Annotated in this window: 17 protein-coding genes and 1 pseudogene; 12 read left to right on the top strand and 6 right to left on the bottom strand. The window is 35.2% G+C overall.

Features of this window, described 5'->3' with window-relative positions:
- Positions 1–14 precede the first annotated feature (14 nt).
- Positions 15–635: a hypothetical protein gene (locus ACP6PK_RS19570; protein ID WP_210407362.1), complete on the top strand. Its 621-nt coding sequence runs from the start codon at positions 15–17 to the stop codon at positions 633–635.
- A gap of 53 nt (positions 636–688) precedes the next feature.
- On the opposite strand, the gene thrC is transcribed toward ACP6PK_RS19570, so the two are convergent.
- Entirely contained in the window at positions 689–1,780 is a 1,092-nt protein-coding gene (gene thrC, locus ACP6PK_RS19565) for a threonine synthase (RefSeq protein ID WP_426561882.1), read from the bottom strand.
- 787 nt (positions 1,781–2,567) lie between these two features.
- Here thrC and ACP6PK_RS19560 point away from each other — a divergent pair.
- The 5 genes from ACP6PK_RS19560 (at position 2,568) to ACP6PK_RS19540 (ending at position 7,888) form a co-directional block, all read left to right on the top strand.
- Positions 2,568–2,804, top strand: a complete 237-nt coding sequence (locus ACP6PK_RS19560; protein WP_143437806.1) for a hypothetical protein — start codon at positions 2,568–2,570, stop codon at positions 2,802–2,804.
- Between the two features lie 172 nt (positions 2,805–2,976).
- On the top strand, positions 2,977–3,228 hold the full coding sequence (locus tag ACP6PK_RS19555; protein ID WP_094673009.1) for a hypothetical protein: 252 nt from the start codon (positions 2,977–2,979) through the stop codon (positions 3,226–3,228).
- Positions 3,229–3,531: 303 nt separating this feature from the next.
- Positions 3,532–4,587, top strand: coding sequence for a fatty acid desaturase (locus ACP6PK_RS19550; RefSeq protein WP_094673007.1), 1,056 nt, complete (start codon positions 3,532–3,534; stop codon positions 4,585–4,587).
- An 872-nt stretch (positions 4,588–5,459) separates the two neighbouring features.
- On the top strand, positions 5,460–6,905 hold the full coding sequence (locus ACP6PK_RS19545) for an AAA family ATPase (protein ID WP_426561879.1): 1,446 nt from the start codon (positions 5,460–5,462) through the stop codon (positions 6,903–6,905).
- Entirely contained in the window at positions 6,902–7,888 is a 987-nt protein-coding gene (locus tag ACP6PK_RS19540) for a hypothetical protein (RefSeq protein ID WP_426561877.1), read from the top strand. Before ACP6PK_RS19545 ends, ACP6PK_RS19540 begins: the two co-directional genes overlap by 4 nt.
- A gap of 567 nt (positions 7,889–8,455) precedes the next feature.
- Here ACP6PK_RS19540 and ACP6PK_RS19535 read toward each other — a convergent pair.
- The 3 genes from ACP6PK_RS19535 to ACP6PK_RS19525 all read right to left on the bottom strand — a co-directional run bounded on the left by ACP6PK_RS19535 (position 8,456) and on the right by ACP6PK_RS19525 (position 12,565).
- Positions 8,456–9,361: a hypothetical protein gene (locus ACP6PK_RS19535; protein ID WP_426561875.1), complete on the bottom strand. Its 906-nt coding sequence runs from the start codon at positions 9,359–9,361 to the stop codon at positions 8,456–8,458.
- Positions 9,362–9,492: 131 nt separating this feature from the next.
- Positions 9,493–11,487, bottom strand: a complete 1,995-nt coding sequence (locus tag ACP6PK_RS19530; RefSeq protein ID WP_426561873.1) for a P-loop NTPase family protein — start codon at positions 11,485–11,487, stop codon at positions 9,493–9,495.
- A gap of 310 nt (positions 11,488–11,797) precedes the next feature.
- Complete coding sequence (locus ACP6PK_RS19525; RefSeq protein ID WP_426561871.1) at positions 11,798–12,565, bottom strand: hypothetical protein; 768 nt, start codon at positions 12,563–12,565, stop codon at positions 11,798–11,800.
- 179 nt (positions 12,566–12,744) lie between these two features.
- Here ACP6PK_RS19525 and ACP6PK_RS19520 point away from each other — a divergent pair, with 179 nt between their 5' ends.
- The 4 genes and pseudogenes from ACP6PK_RS19520 (at position 12,745) to ACP6PK_RS19505 (ending at position 16,018) form a co-directional block, all read left to right on the top strand.
- Positions 12,745–12,879: a hypothetical protein gene (locus tag ACP6PK_RS19520; protein ID WP_256386573.1), complete on the top strand. Its 135-nt coding sequence runs from the start codon at positions 12,745–12,747 to the stop codon at positions 12,877–12,879.
- Between the two features lie 760 nt (positions 12,880–13,639).
- A complete protein-coding gene (locus ACP6PK_RS19515) occupies positions 13,640–14,728 on the top strand; it encodes a Rho termination factor N-terminal domain-containing protein (protein WP_426561869.1) in 1,089 nt (362 codons plus the stop codon).
- Between the two features lie 194 nt (positions 14,729–14,922).
- Positions 14,923–14,991, top strand: a pseudogene (locus ACP6PK_RS19510) (MerR family DNA-binding transcriptional regulator); the annotation flags it as partial.
- A gap of 649 nt (positions 14,992–15,640) precedes the next feature.
- Positions 15,641–16,018, top strand: coding sequence for a hypothetical protein (locus ACP6PK_RS19505; RefSeq protein ID WP_426561867.1), 378 nt, complete (start codon positions 15,641–15,643; stop codon positions 16,016–16,018).
- 435 nt (positions 16,019–16,453) lie between these two features.
- Here ACP6PK_RS19505 and ACP6PK_RS19500 read toward each other — a convergent pair whose 3' ends face one another.
- Entirely contained in the window at positions 16,454–17,443 is a 990-nt protein-coding gene (locus ACP6PK_RS19500) for a glycosyltransferase family 2 protein (RefSeq protein ID WP_094673469.1), read from the bottom strand.
- Between the two features lie 87 nt (positions 17,444–17,530).
- The gene (locus ACP6PK_RS19495; RefSeq protein WP_426561865.1) at positions 17,531–18,463 is read right to left on the bottom strand and encodes a hypothetical protein; all 933 of its coding nucleotides are present in this window, start codon (positions 18,461–18,463) and stop codon (positions 17,531–17,533) included.
- Between the two features lie 118 nt (positions 18,464–18,581).
- Here ACP6PK_RS19495 and ACP6PK_RS19490 point away from each other — a divergent pair, with 118 nt between their 5' ends.
- Complete coding sequence (locus ACP6PK_RS19490; protein WP_426561863.1) at positions 18,582–19,790, top strand: glycosyltransferase family 4 protein; 1,209 nt, start codon at positions 18,582–18,584, stop codon at positions 19,788–19,790.
- Complete coding sequence (locus ACP6PK_RS19485) at positions 19,790–21,376, top strand: hypothetical protein (protein ID WP_426561861.1); 1,587 nt, start codon at positions 19,790–19,792, stop codon at positions 21,374–21,376. The genes ACP6PK_RS19490 and ACP6PK_RS19485 overlap by 1 nt, the downstream gene beginning before the upstream one ends.
- Positions 21,377–21,552 lie beyond the last annotated feature (176 nt).

The raw sequence follows: 21,552 nt of genomic DNA, 5'->3' as shown, positions 1-21,552 counted from the left end.
TCTAAGAATATGATATGACTCAGGATATAACCCCATGGTTAAATGAAATTAAAGCTCTTCAACAAAAAATAGTCGAACTACAAACAGAATTAAATGCAGCCCAAGATAGTGCCTCTCAGTGGCGTCAACTCTATAATACTGAAGCTCAACAACGAAGAAATGAAGCTCAACAGAGTCAAGAAACTATCGATAACTTAAAGACCAAAGTTCAGAAATTACAAAAGGGTTTTTCCTTGGTTAAAGGTGATGGAGATGAAACTCTAACAACTATTGAACAGGAAATCGAACATTTACAAACTTTGGCTGAATTTAAGGCCAAAATTCTTGAAGTGAGCCAAGAACGCGATCGCGCTGTTCGAGAAGTCCAAAAGTTAACTACAACCCTTAAACAAGAGCAAACTAATCATGCAAATACTCGTAAAAGTTTAACAAATGCTTTGGCAGATGCAGTGGATCTTCTGGCCAAAGCAAAAGTAACTAAACAAGAAAAATTGGAGACTATCCCCGATAGTCAGCTAAAAACAGAAATTAATAATCCAATTCAACTACAGGAACAGGAGAGTAAATCTCCCAATACTCCTCAGTTACCACAAAACGAAAAACCATTGCCTCGCTTACCCAGTAGTAGAGATTAGGGAGAAAAGCTCAAAGTTGACATCCTCTCCTGATTCTTCCCTTATTCTTTCCTTTAAAATCCCATAATTTTAGCAACGGCCTCTATACTTGGTTCTATACCTTGCTTAAACTGATTGTTGCTATGTTTAATCGCCACATCTGGGTCTTTGAGACCATGGCCAGTAAGTACACAAACTATCTTTGCTCCTGTGGGAACTTGGTCTTTAACTTTCAATAAACCAGCAACAGAAGCAGCACTAGCTGGCTCACAGAAAATTCCTTCATTGGAGGCCAATAAACGATAAGCTTCTAATATTTCCTCATCTGTAACAGGAGTAAAACTTCCCTGACTAGCTTCTTGAGCAGCTACAGCTTTTTCCCAACTAGCAGGGTTGCCAATTCTAATGGCACTAGCCACTGTTTCTGGGTGGGCGATAGGATGACCTTGGACAATAGGTGCTGCCCCGGCGGCCTGAAAGCCCATCATTTTCGGCAGGCGATCGCATTTTCCGATTTTATGGTATTGACAAAAACCCATCCAATATGCTGTGATATTCCCTGCATTTCCCACAGGAATACACAACCAATCTGGGGCATCCCCCAAAGTATCCACCACCTCAAAAGCACCAGTTTTTTGACCTTCGAGACGATAGGGATTAACTGAGTTGACCAAAGTCACAGGATATTTATTAGCCACATCCCTGACTATTTCTAGGGCTTGGTCAAAATTGCCTTTAATTGCCAAAACTTCAGCCCCATACAACAGAGCTTGGGCTAACTTTCCTAGGGCCACATAACCATCTGGGATTAACACAAAAGCTCGCATCCCACCTCGTCTAGCATAAGCTGCTGCTGCTGCTGAGGTATTCCCCGTGCTAGCACAGATTACTGCTTTTGCACCTGCTTCTTTGGCCTTAGATATGGCTAAAGTCATGCCCCTATCTTTGAAACTACCCGTAGGGTTGAGGCCATCATATTTAACAAATACTTCTACCTGTCTACCTACCTGATGGGCGATCGCTGGCACAGGAATCAGAGGAGTATTACCTTCTTGCAGTGTCACCACAGGAGTTTCTTCTGTCACAGGTAGATAGGATCTATACGCCTCGATCAAACCCGGCCAACCTTGTAATTTTGAATGATAAGAGGACAATGTTAAGGTCATCTTTAAAGTTTTGAATTGTTTAATTTGACTACTCTCCGGACTAAAGTCAGGGGAATTATAAGCTGACACTTAGCAACGGGACAAATCAGCCTTAGGACTTTTTTTCTTGGCTGACCAGATTTATATTTTCTAGGGACCAATCAAAGTACCCCTAAACACTCAAACCTACCAATAATAGTTATAGGCATTGTGCTTACTCTTATAGATATAGATTTGATGACGATTTATTGCTCTTTCACGATTTTCAACATATTTCACCAGTTGGTCATACTCTCGAAGCTACTATTATTTGCATTGATTAGGCAATAATCAATACAGCTTAGTTACTTGACGGGAGTTTCACCCCTACTAGCTTGGTTGACCGTATATGTTGATACTCTTAATCGTAGCAATTTTATTTTTTAGACATCTTTATATCGTACCACAAAAAAGTAATTACTTTAATTATCTTTGAATTGATTGATTAAAATCTGGTGCTGGTTTTCAGCTCCGGTTTCAAAACACTTTACTCTCTAGCTTGTTTTTTGTAAACTTTAAGTTTTTTTTAGCTCCAGCCTAAGTTATTATTAACTGTTTACCAAACAAATATTAAGACAGCCAGAGTGGTTAATATAGCAATTGCCATTACTATGTATAATACTCTGGCCCTTCTCAAATTTAGTCCGTCGTGCGAATTTAACTTTCTGCCTTCTAACTTCAGCTATATTTGTGGGTTAGTATTGACAATTTCAACTATAGAACCCATTTGGTATCTATTTAAAAATAGAGCGGGAGTAGGGGAGTAGAGGTGTGTTGGAGTATTTTTCAAGCTTTTTCTGCAAGTGCTTCTTACCACGGACGACTCCGCACCTCAAAAATTGAATCCCGGGCAGAGATGCTAAATGGCTTTTATCGTATGAGCAACTGTCGTTCTTTGAATTGTTTTATCTCAGCGATCGGCAAAACCCACCCTACACAAGAATTTAACTTTGACTTAATCAAGAGTTTGTCAATAACTTTTTGGTCAATCCCTGGCAAAGATTAAAACTTCATCAAATTTATAGCTAGAAAGTAAACTAATAGATTACTTATAACTGTTTAATATTGGCTAACTTACCCCAAGCCCTAATTTTGAATGTTAAATTTTTATTCAATAAGGTTAAATAGCTTAATTTGTTGTAATGTATCTTAAAGAAAAACTATTTAAGTGAGTATAAATGGCTAGTAACTTATTGATTTCTGACAGCACATCTAGTTTGTCCAGTGGATCTTCTTCTTTAAATACTGCTAAAAGGGTAAATCGTTCAGGAGTATCAACCAATCAAACCCGTACCTTAGAACAGATGAAGTCTTTGTATCAAACAGATCAACAAGTTAAGTTGCTTCATCTTGAGGCAGAAATAGAAACTCTCTTATTAGAATTACGAACTATCAGAGAAAGAAACTCACTATCACAAATTGAAAAATAAGTCAATCAATAAAAATTGTTAACATGATGATAGCTACACTTGACAAATAAGAAAGAAGTAGCAAAAGCAACAAAATTCATTAATTTACCTGGATAGTGACAAGATTATGATATAAAAAGAAAGGTTTTGCTACATACAGCATTGTTTTGAACAAAATTCATTGAATGCTATTAGTTCGGAGCATTAGCTGTGAAAATTTTTCTGTGGTCAAAACCGCCAGCAAAATTTTTGAGCTGGCGTTTTTTTTCGGAATCATAAATCTACTACATAAACATCAAAAAAAACGGGAAATTTAAACAATTTATGACTGTATCAATTGCAGAATCTACTTCTGGAAATTCTCATAGCGAAAATGAGCAACTACAGCTAAAAGATATTGTGAAAAGTCTACCTCGCGAAGTTTTCATTAAAGATAAATGGAAAACCTGGACAATGGTAGCAACCAATATCTTTATGGTTGTTTTAGGTTACTGGGGACTAACAATTACACCTTGGTTTTTATTGCCCCTAGCTTGGATTTTCACTGGCACCGCATTAACAGGGTTTTTTGTCATTGGCCATGACTGTGGTCATCGCTCCTTTGCTAACCGTCGCTGGGTCAACGATCTAGTCGGTCACTTAGCCTTTTTGCCTTTAATTTATCCGTTTCATGGTTGGCGAATTGGCCATAATCATCACCACAAACATACGAATAAGATGGGCGAAGACAATGCTTGGCAACCATGGTATCCAGAAGATTTCGAGGTTGCTGGTAGCTTTATGCAGACAGTGTATAGGGTGATGCGTGGCAGACTTTGGTGGTTAGCTTCTCTTCCTCACTGGGCGCTTATCCATTTTGACTGGAGAAAATTTGAGGGTAAAGATAGTGAAGATGTCAAATTTTCTGCATTGGTAGTTTTCGGGTTTAGCGCGATCGCCTTTCCTTTATTAATAGCTACAACTGGTCTCTGGGGTTTAGTCAAGTTTTGGTTAATGCCTTGGTTAGTTTACCATTTCTGGATGAGTACATTTACGATTGTTCACCATACAGTACCGGAAATTCCTTTTACTCCAGCAGAAGAGTGGAATGAAGCAGAGGCTCAATTATTTGGTACAGTGCATTGTGATTATCCTCGTTGGGTAGAGTTTCTTTGCCATGATATTAATGTGCATATTCCCCATCATGTCTCAACAGGAATTCCTTCATATAATTTAAGGCAAGCATATCAATTTTTGAAGGATAAATGGGGAGATAAACTTTATCAAACTAAGTTTTCTTGGTCTTTAATGAAAGAGATAACAGATAAGTGTCATTTGTACGATCAGGAAAAGTTTTATCTAAGTTTTAAAGAGTATGATGCTCAGAAAGTTTCCCAGTAATTTAAGTTAGGAAAGCGGTCAGCTATCAGCTTTTAAAGGTGTATATTGGGGGGTTCAATAATGGATAATTGATAATTACCTCTCCCTAAAAGGAAGAAGATTGAATAAAAGGAAAATTTTTTCTTGTTTCTCTTGAAATAGAAGGCTTTAAATCTTAATTATTCGGTAAACCTTATTAACACATACCACTAATTTTTCATTCATCAACTTTTATATAATCCGGCATTTTGACCGGATTTTTTTTATAGTTTTTTATAGGGTATTTTGATATAGCAATCCTATTTTATTCGTCTCAAAAATCTTACTGCTTTTTATAGAACACTTATATCATGTTCGCTTAAATAGTTATTATAATTAAAGCTCGTAGTAGGGCTGAAGCCCTACTACAAACAAAAACTTTATTATAAGTGATTACCCGAACATGATATTAAATGGCAACAGGTGAGAGTTTCAGTTTTTTTATTGACTTTTTGATTACCCACAACCAATTTAGGATTGCTATAGTCAACAGGAGCAAAATACTCCCACTTAGAAAAATAACCTCAAGCAAAATAAAATTAATTGATAATACCACTTTCATAAATTGGTATAAAACTGTATAAATACTGAAAAATAAAGTAATACAACTGAAGCAATTTGTCAATATTGACATCAATAAATCTATTTGGATAGCATAGGATTAGTTAATCAAGGAAAAAATTCAAAATTAAGGAATAATTACCGAAAAATTATGGGTAGGCGCCTCCCCTTTTAAGGGGATAAAAAAAGAACATCCATAGATATTTCAAGCCTCCTTATTGTAGAGGTACTGTTAACTGATAACGCAGTTACGACCATAGGAGGCTAACTGATAACTGATAACTGAAATAACCTTGAGTTTTAATCCAGACTTATGTCGCAACGAAAGTGAAGTAGAAAGCAAACTAATTGTTAGTTATCTACTGCCGAAATTAGGATACGGTATCGAACATTGGCATCAAGAAGTAACATTTGGCAGTATCCGTTTAGATTTTTTGTCATTTGCTACTCAGAAGTTACCTTTTAGTTTAGATGGAGAATCTCCATTGAGTTTAGTTATGGAGGCAAAACATCCCAGAGAAAATTTAGACCGCCATCAACGAAAACTGAGGCGTTATTTGACAAGTATGAATGTAAAATATGGCTTGTTAACTAATGCAAAAGAAATTAGGATTTATCAAAGAGTAGGAAATGATATTCAGTTAGTGTTTAATTGTTTAGGGGGTGAAGTTGATGACAAAATAGAAGAAATTAAAAAATTAGTCGGTCGAGACTTTTTGCGTCAAAATCGGAGTTCTAATACAACAGAAACTCCGGGAGAAAAAGCAGAGGTAAGTGAGGCGATCGCTACTCAATCTGAGACAAAAGAAATTGTTAGCAATACACCAGAAAACCAGGCAAATCAAGTAAAGATTGAAACCGAGTCTAATCCAATTAATCAAAGTAGGAGAAATTCTATGAAAGTAATTGCTGTTTATCACAATAAAGGCGGAGTTGGAAAAACGACAACTGTAGTTAATTTAGCTGCTGCCTTGAGTAAAAAAGGTTATCGAGTTCTTGTAATTGATTTAGATAGTCAGGCAAATACAACATTTGCTACAGGGTTAATTAAATTTGATGATGAAGAAAATGATAATTTAAAAGATAAGTATATTTATCATGTCATCAACTATCCCAAGAAATTTTTCATCCCTGAAGTTATTCGCAAATCTCAGTTCAATGACCCTGAAATTGATGTCATTCCTTGTCACATTAGTTTAATGAAATGGGAAAAGCAACTATCAGAAATTGATGCAGCAAAAACAAGATTAAGAAAAAAGTTAGATCAAGAGAATTATGATTTTGTAATTATTGACACACCACCTTCATTGAATCTTTATGCTAGAATAGCAATGATAACAACAGATTATTTAATAATTCCTTCTGACTTAAAAGCCTTTGCAAATGAGGGATTACGAAATGTTAAAAATTTCATTGAAGAGATTAATGAATTTAGAGACCAAATAGGTGTTTCAGAAATTAATATACTAGGTGTTTTACCTTCCAAAATTCCTACTAACAGTAGATATATTCAATATACTTTACCTCGTCGCAAAGCAATTATTCAAGAACGTTATAATTTGCCAGTGATGGATAGCTGTATTTTTCAAAGAGAAGATTTAGCTAAGTGTCTAGATAGAACTGTTTTAATAGATGATATAGAAGTTCCTAATCCTATATCAATTTTTGACTATAAATCAGATGAACCTTCCGTAGAAGAATTTGAAAACTTAGCAACAGAAATTATTTCAAAAGTATGAGCGATAACATAAATTTATCTACTTCCTTAGTAGACCTTGATAACATCACACCAAAGTTTGATATCTCTGAGTTTTCAGCAGATGAAGTTGAGAATATGGCTAACTTAATTCTGACAACAGGAGGTGTGGTTAGACCTATTATTTTGAAAAGAACAGGTATTGAGAGTTGCGAAATTGTCACAGGTGATTTTGAGTATCATGCAACTGTTAAAGCATCAGAAATAGACCCAGAACATTCAGGTATGATCAGAGGGTTTATTATTACAGAAGAACAGGAAGAAAATATCAGGAACCAACAGAAAATTTTGAGAGGTTTAGATTCTCCAATAACTGAATCTCCAGAAGTTCCTATTGATGTTGAAGGTAGTCAAGTTGACTTAACGAAAATGTTTAATAATTTGAGATTAAGTTTGACAAAAGAACTAAATAGTCAACTGGATAAAAAATTGCAACCAATCACAAGAAAGTTAGATCGACTAAATACATCATCTCCTACTAATACTCAATCTCAAATTAATAATACCGCAGAGGAAAAACTCCAGAATATCGAAACTAAAATTGACCAGTTATTACCCAAAAAACTACCAGAAATTGAGGAAATTCTGAATGAGCAATTAAAAGTTATACGTCAAAAAATTAGTAATCTATCTAAGCAAGAAGCTTTATCTATATTAGTACAAACTCAAACAGCTTTAAGTAGACAAATAAAAGCTATTGATCGTGAATCTAATCAACTACAAAAAGTCAATTTGTTAACAGTAGAAACAGAAGATGAAATCAAACAAGCTTTCAAGCGAGTTTTTAGCTCTATATCAGGAGCAACTAAAGCATGGGAAGCAATTAAATATTGGCGAAAATCAGGTAAAAAGCTAACATGGGAAAATTTAGAAAACTCATCAAAAACAGGTCATCAAGATAAAATACCAAACTTCTCAAATGGTACTTACAAAAAGTTAAGAGATATCGGCGATATACCTGATTAATAAATAATACCAAATCCGCTTTTTTTGGAGTGTTATAAGAAACCGGGTTTATGGGAGGTAAATATTAGTATGGTAAAGCATTTAATACAAACCCGGTTTCTATATTTTTTGACAATTTGATATAATCAGCTTTTCTTTTAATATATGGCGATCGCATCCCCATCCCCAAAAATACCAAATATCCGTAGGTTGGGTTGAGGTAACGAAACCCAACTTTTACTTAACTATATCAAATCCACTTACTTTGGAGTTGGGAGATTCTAAAAGAGGGAAAAACCCCTAGTTTGGTAGGGGTTTGGTCACCAAACCCCTACGATATTAAATTTCACCGATACTACCAGATTTGATATAACTTATTACTTAGACTTAATATAGACATAAGTTGGGTTTCCCTTCGGGAAGCTCCGCTTTTCATGTCGCGCAGTGAAACACTGCGTTCTACCCAACCTACTGTTTATCAAAATAATTGAGTATAAAACCCCACCTTTGAAGGCAAAATGTTTTTGGAAGGTGACTCAAAATCTCCAAAAAAACTTCTGACTTCTGACTTCTAACTTCTGACTTCATTTACCCACCCTCATCAAAAAAACTCTCACACTTTTCCTTCTGAGGACAAATATCACACAAATACTCATGCTCCGTCCGTGGAGGTGGATCAGGTTGAAACTCTTCCCATCTCAACCACTCCCGCATCTCCTCTAACTTACCCCGAACTGAACCCTCCACCACATTCTCCAACTTTTCCCATGTGTAATGATACTCTCCTAACTCAGGCAAAACCCAATAAACAACAGCATCAACAGGTATCTTTTTCTTTTGCTTCAGTAAAAAACTATAGAGAGCAACCCCTATTAACTGAGACGATACTTCCACAGTTTCATAAGTTTGAAAATGAACCACACACAAGCGACGAGTCTCAAAATCAAAAATTAAATTATTAACTTTTCCCGTTAACTTTTGACTCTTACCACCTGCTATTTTAAAAGTATAATCTACAGATATTTCTCCCGTAATTAATGTGCGACGAATTACAATACTTTCATGGCAGTAACGCCGATTTTTAACAATGATTTCAGACATATTAAAAATCAGTTTAGTTAATACCTGCCAAACTTGATATAATCCTGTTGCTAAACTAATATCTTTTGTAATAATTGTTTCTAAATAAGGAAAGAAAATCAACTCATAAAATAACTGTTGTATTTGATTAGCGATCGCCTCTACCACCAACTCCTCAAATTGCCCTGAAAACAAAACTTGAATTCTAGATTCTTGCCGAATCATATTCATTAACTGATTAGCTAAATCAACAAAAGCATTATCAATTTCCTGGATATAATCTTTTGGCAAAAACAGATGTTCCCCTCCAAAACGCTGTTTCAAATAAAACAAACGGGGGCAATCAAAAGCAACCTTAAGATCGTTAATACTAAATGGCGGAGATTGTAATTGAGGTTTATTACTTATTGGCATTGACAGACTATTTTGATTTTCCTGTTTTTTTCAAGCAATTAACGTAACTATAAATTCTGATAATTTATCAGTTTTATATACTCCAAATTAATTATAATTAATCACTATAATCATCAATTATACATTCCTGATCAACCAGGAACAAAACAAACTAATTGTTCATCCTCTTTTGATGTAGGAGAGATAATTTTTATTTTCTGTTCTCCCTCAAACTCTCGAATTATTATATCAATTTTTGAACGATCCATTTTGATAAATTGATTTAGTGTATTTTCAATTACACTATTCCTTTCCATAAAACTTTTTTTTCTAATTAAATTTAACACAAAATCCTTAACTTCATCTAAATCTGGCTCATTTGACTGTTCTTGAGTATCTGTAGGAAAAACTACAGACAAATCTTGTAATAAACTACAGTTATTTAAAATTTGTGATTCACAAATTATCTTTTCTAACTCTTTGAGACTAATAATCTCACCTTCAATTACTAATTCATTAGCGAGAGCAGAATTCACCAAACTATGATATGTAGCCAAAAAATACACAGATTCCAAATTAGGTTTAATATGAATATTTTTCAACCTACCTTGGAAAATTTTTCTATATATTCTATAGCTAAGATTTCTAGCACTTCCCACCTCAGCAGCTCTCACTAAATATAAAGTTTGACACAAATTTTTATCCACAACTTTCTGACAAGCATTCATCGTATTATAAAAACTATTCATATTTGGATCTTCCGTCCAAACTACACCGATAATTTGTTCTTGATTTTGTTGTTGATAACTCAAAGAATGACTAGCATACTTCCCACTTAATAATTTAGTTTTTACCTCCTGACATTGTAAAGCATTTAATACTTCTTGTAACATTCTAATCAATTCTGGTGCTGCCAAATCAGTAATTTTGCTAATTTTTTTCTGAGTCTTCTTATACTTGTCTTGCCAAATCAATTTAAAAGTCGCCAATTCTGTTCCTGGTGTTAAATCTTGAGAATTTTCTGTATTATCTAATAATTTGCTTTTGTACTGCTCATATTCCTTACGTCCCAATTCTAATATATTCCGGGGTAGAGTTCTCCCCCTGGGAAACTTCTGTTCTAATATTTCTTTTGACAAAGGAAATATAGGTGATTTAGGCTTTGGTTTTGCCAGAGAATGCAAAGGATTTAAACGAGCAGCTAATATAGCTTCTCCCTGTTCTAAAGTAATTGGTTTTAAATGAAAATCCCCCCCATTGACTCTAGCCTTATCTGCTGGTTGAATTAATGTAGCATTTTGTTTCCAGGTACTCGTAATAATACTAATAATTATCAGAAAATTTTGTGGATAGTGAGTATGAATACTAGAATTAACATTAAATAATGCTTGTAAATCTAAAGTTCCATTTAACAAGCGAGGAATATTATCAAGATTATCAAAACATAAAACAATAGGTTGAGATGCAGCGGAAATAAGCCCCAAGTTAGTAATAATTTTTTGGGCCGAATCTTCAGAATCTATACTACTTTTAATACCCAAAGATTTTAGATCCCCCTCATCCAAATCATCCCCCCGTAACCACTCACAGGCAACAGCGCTATACTTGGGATCTAGTAGATGATAAAGGGCACTAAAAAAATCATTAGGATTATAAATCCCAGAAGGGTAAATTGTCTTGAGATTTCTAATGAATACTCTTCTTTCACCAATAATTTTTTCGAGCAAACTACTATTTTGGAAATCCAAGAGATTTTTAAGCCATAATAACAACTGAGAATCTGTTTTACCCTCCGGAGTTTTCATCAGACAGTCTACAGTTTGGCGCAAAATATGTCGCCAAATATAATCGCTATCAGGCCAAGGATCGATATAGGCAAAAAAAGCTTTAGTATTAAATAATTTTTTAATTCTCCCTAAAAGGTAACTTTTACCAGAACCAGAGTCACCCGTAAGTATTAAAGTACGGGGATGATGTTCCTGAGCAACCTGCTCCAATACCATTTCTATATCAGTGATAATATTTTGATGGATAGAATCAACATTCAGACTAGGATTTTGTTGCTCTTGCCAAAAATTAATAGTATAAAGAGTTACCGGATCGAAAGGATTAAGTTCTCTTTGAATAATCTTATCTATAGATGTCATACAATAAAATTGTTAATATTTTTGAGAATGGTTAGAGAATTACGATAGCAGATATAGCGCTACGCGCAAGGCGCGAATTCAGAATTCAGAAGTCAAAAGTTATCCCTGACTGACTTTGAGTATTTATAAATGTCCGCTTTTTGTAATTAGGGAAAACTAGGATTTTGCCATACAGGAAAATCAAATCAAGAGCAAGGGTTTTTCCTACTCCCTACTCCCTACTCCCTTTTTTTGTAGTTAGGGAAGACTAGGATTTTGCCATGACAGGAAAATCAAATAAAAAGTAAGGGTTTTCCCTATTCCCTACTTCCTACTCCGTAATTATGAAAAACAAAGGTCCGCCAATATCTTGAGGGATACCTGCTTCAATTTGTTCTGGTGTGTAGGATCTTACCTCCTGGAGGGAACTTAATTCTATTTTGTTACTTCTTTCTAAACGGTAGAGTGCTTGTTCTAGTTCTGTTTGAGATAAAGGAGGTTGTAGTTTTTCTCGTAAATGAAAAATTGGTAAGTAGTTATCTGTACCTAGATTATGGTCTAAATCTCGAATCACAGCTAAAATCTCAGAATCGGTGGGTTTGTTGTCCGACAACCTCGAAGATATATTTTTCTCTTGCTTAGGGTAGTCGGGAGAAATGTTTGTCCGCATTAACTGGAGGTAATCACTTAACATTTTTAACGAAATTTCTTTTGCCGTACTTTGGGATGAATATTCTTGGCACAAAAATTGCTTTCCTTTTTCTGTTAGCCATACTTCTTTGATTTTTTGAGCAACAACTTCAATCAAACCTTCCTCTACCAAATCTGTAATCACAGCTTGTCTATAGGTAGCATCTATACCAGTTTCCCCCGGAGCAATAGCACCCTTAGCAGTTGCCTTGAGAAATTTTAACTCTTCTTCAGTCAGTGAACTGGCAGCTTTTTTACTATCTAAGAGTAATTTTCCCAGGGGTGCTATATTAATTTTTGTAACCTCCCTGGTGAAATTTACTAACCCTTGATCGCAAAGTCGGTAACAGATTTCATCCCGTTCAGAAGCCTTCATTTCTTGCTCTAGCTGGATTTTACTAATAGACACTCGATAGTTTTTGTAGCCTAGTAATTTCAAAAGCAACTTAAGATATTTAATATTCATGTGATCGTCCGTTCCCCACTTGCAAAAATCAGCCAATTAATATTATTATTAATCAAATAGGTAAACCTTGACTATTTTGTGCAAAAAAGTTAAAAAATAACTTCAGGCAATTTAATCGAGTTATGCGATCGCGTCCTGACATGGCCAGAAAAAAATCTGCCATCAACCCACTCAGATCAGAACTATTGAAACTGAGTGCTATTCCTAAAGCTTTCTCTCAGGCAATGCCTAATCAAGTTGTAGGAGTAGAGTATTAATTTAAGAAATGCGGTCTGCTTGACCGTTGATGCCTGTGGACAGAGTGCTGCCGACAGTTCTGGTCGAAGCAGGAAGTAAACATTAAAATGTCGCTATATGACGTTTTATATCGGTTTTATAAAGCAGTGAATCAAAAAAAAGATACTTACGAGTAGCCTGCAGAGTCTTTTGACTTAAGAGAATAGTGGCAATTGACACCGTAAGCGTGAGCTGAGTAGTTTATATGTATAATGGCAATGTGGCCGTTTTGCCTGACGGCATACTTCGTAAACGAGCAATGTAGGAATCGTGGCGTTGACCAGATTTCCAGCTCGTAGTCGAGAATTCACGCGGTTTTAACTCGTGAAGTCTCAAAGCTAAAAATAGTATGCTAAAGTAGCCTTATAAAAATACAATCTGGGTAAGAGAAAAAAATTAGACTAAGGCATGGTAAAAACCAACAAGTTCAAATGTAAAGCTGGTAAGCTTACTGATGTATAAGCTTTTAGCCTAAGAATTCATCATAATTTCCCAGATTATGTGACCGTAAATCTGTTAGGCAACACTAGGAAGTTTACCAACTCTCACCACCTAATCCTATTTTGTCAAACTGGGATGAAATTATAATATTTCCAATACTTGGAATAGCAAAAAATATTGAATTTCTCCAAAGTGATAAAAAGGAGTAACAAAGTAGCTGTAATTCATTTCCTGCTGCCTATTAATAGTTCTGAACAATACCTTTATTTGATTTTAGGAGCCCAGGAAAGTTGTAAGCAAATGGTTTCATCAAAGCGAAAAGATCGACAAGAAGATTTACCAGCACAAGCAATAAGTTTGGAGTTGATTCCCATATCCAAAATTACTGTGCCAGAGTCTCAGGAGAGAGATATTTCTCCTGAAAGACATGAATCTCTATTTAAGATCCTTGCAGATCAAGGTAGTAACTTGATTCCACTGCTTGTCAGATTAAAGGAGAACTACGACACTCAACAGCAGTACGAAATTGTTCGTGGTGCTGATTGGTTTCAAGTTGCAAAAGAAATTGAAATCAAGGAACTATGGGCCTGGATTTATGAGATGACGGATGAACAAGCAGAAATAGCTAGAGCAGAGATGGAACAGTTAACTGAACTACCTATGCCTGAAACACCAAGCTTCGATCATCTACTGCAACAACTTAAGGTATCATTTGATCAAAAGGTAGATTCTCTCACCCAAAAAATCGATCGATCAATCAATAAAAATGAGGAGGTTCTAAAAAAACAAGTAAAATCTTTGCGAGAGGAAAGCATTGATATCAATCAAATTGACCAGCTCAAAAATTTGATTATAAACCTAGAAAATTCAGTTAACAATAAGGTAGAAACATTGGTAAGAAAAATCGCAAATTCAACAACTAACAAAACAACATCAGGAGTAAAAATGGAATTATTATCAAAACAGCTTGACGATCTCGATAAACAAATAGAGAAAAAACTGGCAGGAATGGTCAAAACAATGCAAGATATTGAAGATGACCTCAAAACTCAAGTATCAGCGGTTCGACGTCAATTGCAGGCTCTTTCAGAACTTGATTCTTCAGTTGAAGTAGAAGCTAAAACTGATACACAACCTAAGACAACGACTAAGAGTAAGCCAAGTTCTACAACGTCTAGATCTAAGGCAACTACTACAAAAACAACTACCAGGAAGACTAAAGCTGCAGTAGCTCCTGCAGAGCCAGAAGTTTCTGGTGATGACTACGATACCAAATCACTCAGACAACTAAAGAAAATTGCTCAAGAGCGGAAACTCCGTGGGTATGCGCGGATGAAACGCCCGGAAATTCTCAAGGCTCTCCGGGAAGCTGATGCTGCGGCTAGTTAGGGTTATCGGCAGTATTAAAATAATTAAGCGCTTAAGCAAAATTAATTGTGCATTAACTTCTGACTCTGTCAGGCTTAGAGACAAAATTATTTGTATATAATTTTGCACGACTGCTGAGACAAAGTTAGACATAACTAGATATCTATATGTGATACACTAGATTCATGTCTAACTTATTAACGGTATCTTAAGCAGCAGAAATGCTAGGAGTGTCAACAAAAACAATTAGACTATGGGAAACTGAAGGACGGATAAAATTATAGCGGTTTTCACAAAGGTAGACTACAAAACTTCTTTTGATGAATTGAGAATTTAGAATTATTAAATCAAGGAATTGTAGTGGTTTTCCATAAATGTTGAATACAAAACTTCTGCCTTCTACCTTGAAGCAAAAATCTCTGTACTCTATATTAATGAAAACTGCTATAATCCGTACCGAAGGCGATCGTATATGAAGAAAGACAGGACTTACGCATGGGAACCCAGAAACCCGGTTTCTCCTAGACATCCATTGATTGTTCAAAACAATGATTTACCGTAGAAACCGGGTACGAAAGTGCGTAAGTCCTAAAAGAAAACCTATTGTCAGACTATATCATTCTTTCAAAAGTCCAAAGTCCAAGCCAAATATTACACCATATTTCGGACAAATGAGGTACAACTTGGAATACTAAAACTATTGTTGATATAAGTGTTATACCCAGCTTTTATGTTACTATCGCTGAATTGATTAACCAAGGCTATGATGCTTTTATTATTAATCGCAGAACAATCAGTAATAAATATAAAACAATAGAAGAGCTTCCATTAATGTATTCTGAATAGGGAAATAAACATCCTGGTTTAGACTGCTTTGTTTTTCCGAGAAACAGTTATGAAAATTATCAATTCAATCAAGCTTTTATTGGATCTATGCCTATTGGCTACACCATAGCAATTAATATGTTGTGCAATGCAAATAATTTTAATATTTTTAAGAATTTACATCTAACTTTTCATATAGGGAGAGATGGATTTTGGAAGAAAGGTAACCTCAAAGATTATGAAATATTTAATATTGAAGAAACCGATAAAATGATTAACTATTATCTTAGTAAACATAATTTAACTGAGAGCAAGTTAATTACTAAGTACCTAGCTACACTCTATAGAGGTAAAACTAATAATTATACAGGAAAAATTGGCTACATAAAAAGAAGAATATTATTGGAAATAGCTTATAAAAAGAAGGGTTTATCCACAAGGCTGAAAGAATTATCTCAGCGAATAGATGACTTGATTAAAGTATAGGAAAAGTATTGGATACGTTAACGAAGTCCCTAGAGAGAATGTATAAATAATTACAAATCAAATAGGAAAACTATTGTATATCTACTCTGATTGCCCTATTCTCTATTCATCATTAGCTCTGAGCAATGGATTATTGGTTTTTATAGCTTTTAAATTAAGAAAAAACTATTGATAAGTTGATTTATAAAGTAGATATGAAAAAGCTGAATTCTTTTTTATACTTAGGTTTGTGAAGTTATACTCTAGTAAGCCCGAAATTACTATAATCTAGTTAATATAAGACTTTTCCTTTGGAATGCTGCCCAAACAGCTAAGTTTCAAATCAGCTTTTAAATCTTACTTTTATTGGCCTGCATCATTACTTTTGAGGCCAATTTATATTTATCAACTTATAAAGTGGCGATCGCTCAAAAGTTATACTTACTTATTTTAAACTCAAGTAGCTGGGTTCCTAACTTTATCGGCATAGTCTTGAGGACGAATTTTCCTAAAGCTTTGCAATGCTAACTGTCGTAAATTTAGGGGTAGATAAGATAGTATTAAGCCAAATCTAGTTTTTAATGAAGTTCCTAATATTTGGCTTGACTCTTGTAATAATTCTCTACCTTTATTACTATCACCTTTCTCAATTAATCTAATCCCTAATATTTGTTTCGTATTTGCTAATTTAACTAAACGTAATTTTTCTAATTCTCGTTCTTCAAACTGATAGGTATTCATACAAAAAATCTTAGCTGACAAAAAATGAATATCTTGTTTTAGACTAGTTTGACGATTATGAAAACGATATTCCATGAGATATTCTGGAATAAAATATCCCACCTTTCCTGCTACAGCTAATCTGACTAGCAAATCAAAATCTTCACATCCATCTGCTTCTGGACGCATATAATCAACTTCTTGTAAACAGGAGCGACGAAACAAAGTTGAACCTACCTGTAAACTTTGGTATTGAAATGTTTCTTGAACCAGGTTAGGAATAATTCCTTCCTTTAATTTGTCTTTTCCCCACTTAGCTGCATTTTCTTTAGTCGCAACTTCTTCTCGTTCGCTTTTTTCATTAATAACCCAATGACTTGTACAGACAAAATCTACATTTTGCATCTGATCTAATACTGCAACAGTTTTCTCTAAAAATTCAGGAGTGAGGGCATCATCATCATCAAATTTGATGAAATAATCTCCTGTAGCAGCATCAAAACCAGAACGCATATTTTTACTGCGTCCGATATTTTGAGGATGTTGAATATACCGAATTCTGGGGTCATTCCATTTACTCACTACTTCAGCAGTATTATCTTTTGAACCATCATCTGTTATGATTAATTCAAAATCATTGTAAGTCTGATTTAAAACACTATTTACTGCATAAGGCAGCAAATTTGCTCGGTTATAGGTAGGAATACAAACGCTAACTTTTGCCATAATAAATTACTAAATTTATCCTAGAATTTTAATAGATAATTAATTTAATTTTCAAGAATAACTAATTTTTCAAAAGCTACGAGGTTATTAGTTAATTAAAGATTCTGTGCCAGGAATATGACCAAATATTTTTTCTGAATATTCCAATACTTCCCGATCAAAAAATTGTTTATATTGAGGATTATCAGATACTTTTTGCCATCTGTTTAAGACATCCATTGATGTTCCTTTGCCATCAAATTGTTTTCCTTCAAATGAACTACCTCCACCAAAACCAGTCACCTTATCAATACCTAAATCAGAAAATTCCATTTGTAATTTATCTGCAATTTGTCGCCGATAGTCAATGTCAGCAAACCATTGATTATAGTTTATACAAATTTTGTTATGTTTGAGATAATTTGTTTCTCCTAAATACTCTTTTGCATAATCAAGCCATAAATCAATCATTGTTTTATTCTGAGAATTTACTGATAAAAAATATGACACTTTAGAAGAAGTTTTTAATCTACTTGCCAGAAGATTAAAAGGGTCTCTAAGAATAAGTAAATCATATCTAATAGCACTTTTTCCTAAGTATATATCGTGGTTACCCTCAAATTTATCACTTGCGATTTGGTCTAATGGAAAATCTTCATAGCTGTAGATTAAACAATCTCTTTTAATAAAATATCCTTTAGCTTGTTGACGATTATGCTCTATTGCCCACTTATGCTCTGGAAAATTATCTTGAAGATTTTCATATTTATAGCGGTAGGGGTTTTCATTTGCTGCAACATTATTAAGAAATCCTACTTCACCAGTATGCTGACTTTTAACCCAGTTAATAATTGCATGGTTTCCAGTCCGCTTCATACCTGTTACTCTGATTTCCTTTTGATTAACTATTTCTGAAAGCTTGTCTTTCTGGGTAAGTATTCTGATAAAATCCTCAATATTATGTGCTAAATAACGCTTACCTTTTTTAAAGGCTAGATTTGGTTTTTTTAATGCTTTGACTATCAATGATTTTGATGCCATAAAATCTATTCCTAAAATTAAAATATCGCAGTCTAAAGAAAATTCAGACTATGATATTGTCATCAAATATAATAAGTTAGCTGTAATAGAGAAAAATATAGAATAACTTACCAACTTTATGAAAATCTTAATGCTTTCCTCTACTTTTCCTTATCCTCCCAGTCGGGGTGGTACTCAAGTTAGAACATTTAATCTACTCAAATTTTTGAGTCAGAAACACTCTGTTACCTTAGTAACACAACGCTCTCCAGATGTCAATGATTCGGAAATAGATTCATTGCGGTCTTATGTGGAAGAATTGGCCATATTTGACCGCCCTCAAGAATCTGATGGAGGAACTTTAGCAAAACTAAGACGTTTTAGTAATTTTATAATAGAAGGTACTCCACCGAGCGTTCTCTCTATCTATTCCCCAGAAATACAAAAATGGGTAGATGAGTTTGTGGCAGCAGGTAAATGTGAGGCCATTACTTGCGAACATTGCGTTAATGAAATTTATATCCGCCCTCAATGGCAAGAGAAAGTCAAAACTCTGGTTAATGTCCATAGTTCAGTTTATGGTACTTGTCGGCAACAGTTGGAAACTGGCACAGCGGAGAAACCTTTGCGAGATAGACTTAATCTTCCTCTACTCTTGCGTTATGAAAAACGGTATTGTTCAAAATTTTCCTGTATAGTTGCTACAACTGAGGAAGATGGGAAACAACTGCAAGAGTTTAACCCCAATAGTCAGATTTCTGTGATTCCCAATGGGGTAGATTTTAGTCAGTTTCCTTATCGTAGTGCTGACCCTGGAGGAAAGCAATTAATTTTTGTGGGAGCTATGGATAATTTTCCTAATATTGATGCGGTTCGGTTTTTGACTCTGGAGATATTTCCTAAAGTACAAGAACGTTATCCTGATACAACTTTAGCATTGGTGGGGGCAAGACCAGTACCGGAAGTACAGGAACTTTCGACTCGCCCTGGGGTAAAAGTTACGGGTCGCGTACCTTCAATGGCAGAATATTTACATCAAGCTACGGTTTGTGTAATTCCTATGCGTACTGGTTTTGGCATTAAAAATAAAACTTTGGAGGCAATGGCAGCAGGTACGCCTGTTGTGGCCAGCGATAGGGGGTTGGAAGGATTAGCGGTTGATGGTGCAGGTACACCACTCAGAGCATTAAGAGCAAATCAAGTAGAAGAATATGTAGAGGCCATTGGTCGGTTATTTGAGGATGGGGAGTTGAGACATAAGTTGTCAGAAAACGGGCGATCGCTTATAGAAACGGAGTATACTTGGGAAGTTCAAGGTCAGCGCTATGAACGGGTATTACTAGGATAATGAAAAAAAAGATTTACAATTCTAAAGTTAGTTACAGTCAAAGGAAATCTCCTAAAGCTGTTAAAACAGTTGAGAAACCTTATTATCCTAGGACTAGAAAAACTCCACAAATTAGTAAAATTACTTCTAGTTCAAAATCTAGAAGACGCCGGAGACGACCAGATCCGTCTCAAAAACTTTCTTTGAAATTGCTATCCTTACCTTGGCGGAAATGGATGATTGAATGGATAGGTATTAGTCTGTTATTTGGTGGCTCTAGTTTAATGGCAGTGGGAGCATGGCTGAGTGTGAAGTTAATTTCCGATCCAAACGCTATAGTCTCATTTAATCAAATATTACCACAATGGACTCAATTCTACATATCTGGGAATGAATCTCTAAAAACCCTGGAGCAAGTTAAGTCTAGTATTAAGGAGGAAGGGTTTAGCGCTGGGAAAACTTTTCCTCTTCCTAATACAACAACAGATTCTGGTTCTGATATATTAGTGCCTGTAATGAGGCAAATTGAATCTAGAGCTTCTTTACCCTGTGAAACTCCCTGTCGGGAAGTAGTAGAGTTGCGGGTCTATCAATCAGTTTTATCTGTTAATCAAAGAGAAGGTAGTAAACCATATTTTCGATTAGTTAATACTTTATCACTTCAGGGTCCTGCCGAATCTTTTGTCATTGCATCTACTATTGAGTCTGCTTCTGCTCCTCAAGGTTCAAATAAACCTTTACCTATAACTACGGTACGTCAGTTTCAAGGCAAAGTTCCCACAGGGGGAGTTTGGTTTAGTGTCAGTGGTCAGAGGTTACAAGATAACAAAGCTATTCCTTATGGGCAAATTGTTAATTATAATCCTGGTAAAAATTATTTGAGTTCCATGTTGGAATGGAAAAGTGCTGCTGGTCAAGCTCCGATCTGGCAAGAAATGACTGGAGGAGGAGACCCGGAGTTGGTGGTTGAACAAACTGTGGGATTAGATCCTGATTTTGATATTTATTGGATTCAGCCACGAAAGTTTATACTTAATCCTATAGAATTAGAGAAAATTTCCCTTGAGGAAACTCCTATTGGGGATGGATATTATAAGGATGCTCTGAGGTTAGCTCGTAATGGTTTATGGTCTCCTGCTTTTGGTTTAATTGAACCTTTGCGAGAAAATTTTATAGATGAGTCTGAATGGTCGGAAAAAGCACAAGCTCAATTTGATTTAATTAAGTTTCATGCCAATATTACAGAGGCTCAGGCGATCGCTTCTTGGGCAAGTCCAAGTCAAAAGGTTTTAGCTGGTTTAATAGATGGTCGTTGGCAAGAAAGTCTTAATGTGTTTGAAAATAATTTGAGCAGCACTTATGATATTGCTAAGTTGCTACAAAATGATTCTGGCCGTCTCCGCAAAAGGGTTGATGCTGCTTTAAGGGTAGATCGAGAGGAGTTTAATGCTGTGGCTTGGGGTACTTTAATTGTGGCAAGTCAAAAAGGGCGAAGGAGGGCAATGTCGTGGTTAAATAGGCAACCTCGGACAAGTGAGGAGGCAAAGGAAAAGATTGAGAAGTTATTGGATCGACTAGATGCTGCTATTACAACAATTGATAATTGATAATAGTGAAGAAATTATCATGTCTATTGTAAAGGATAACGTAGGGGCGGGTTTAACTAGAAATTGAGAAAGTCAGCATTTATTGTACTAAACCCCCCCGACAAAACCAACATTAAAAAAGGTAGGGGCGGGTTTAACTAGAAATTGAGAAAGTCAGCATTTATTGTACTAAACCC

This window comes from Dapis hubbardiae BLCC-M172 (genome assembly GCF_050016015.1).
GTDB lineage: Bacteria > Cyanobacteriota > Cyanobacteriia > Cyanobacteriales > Microcoleaceae > Trichodesmium.
The sequence above is the reverse complement of the archived record's forward strand: the minus strand, read 5'-3'. Positions and strand labels throughout refer to the sequence as shown.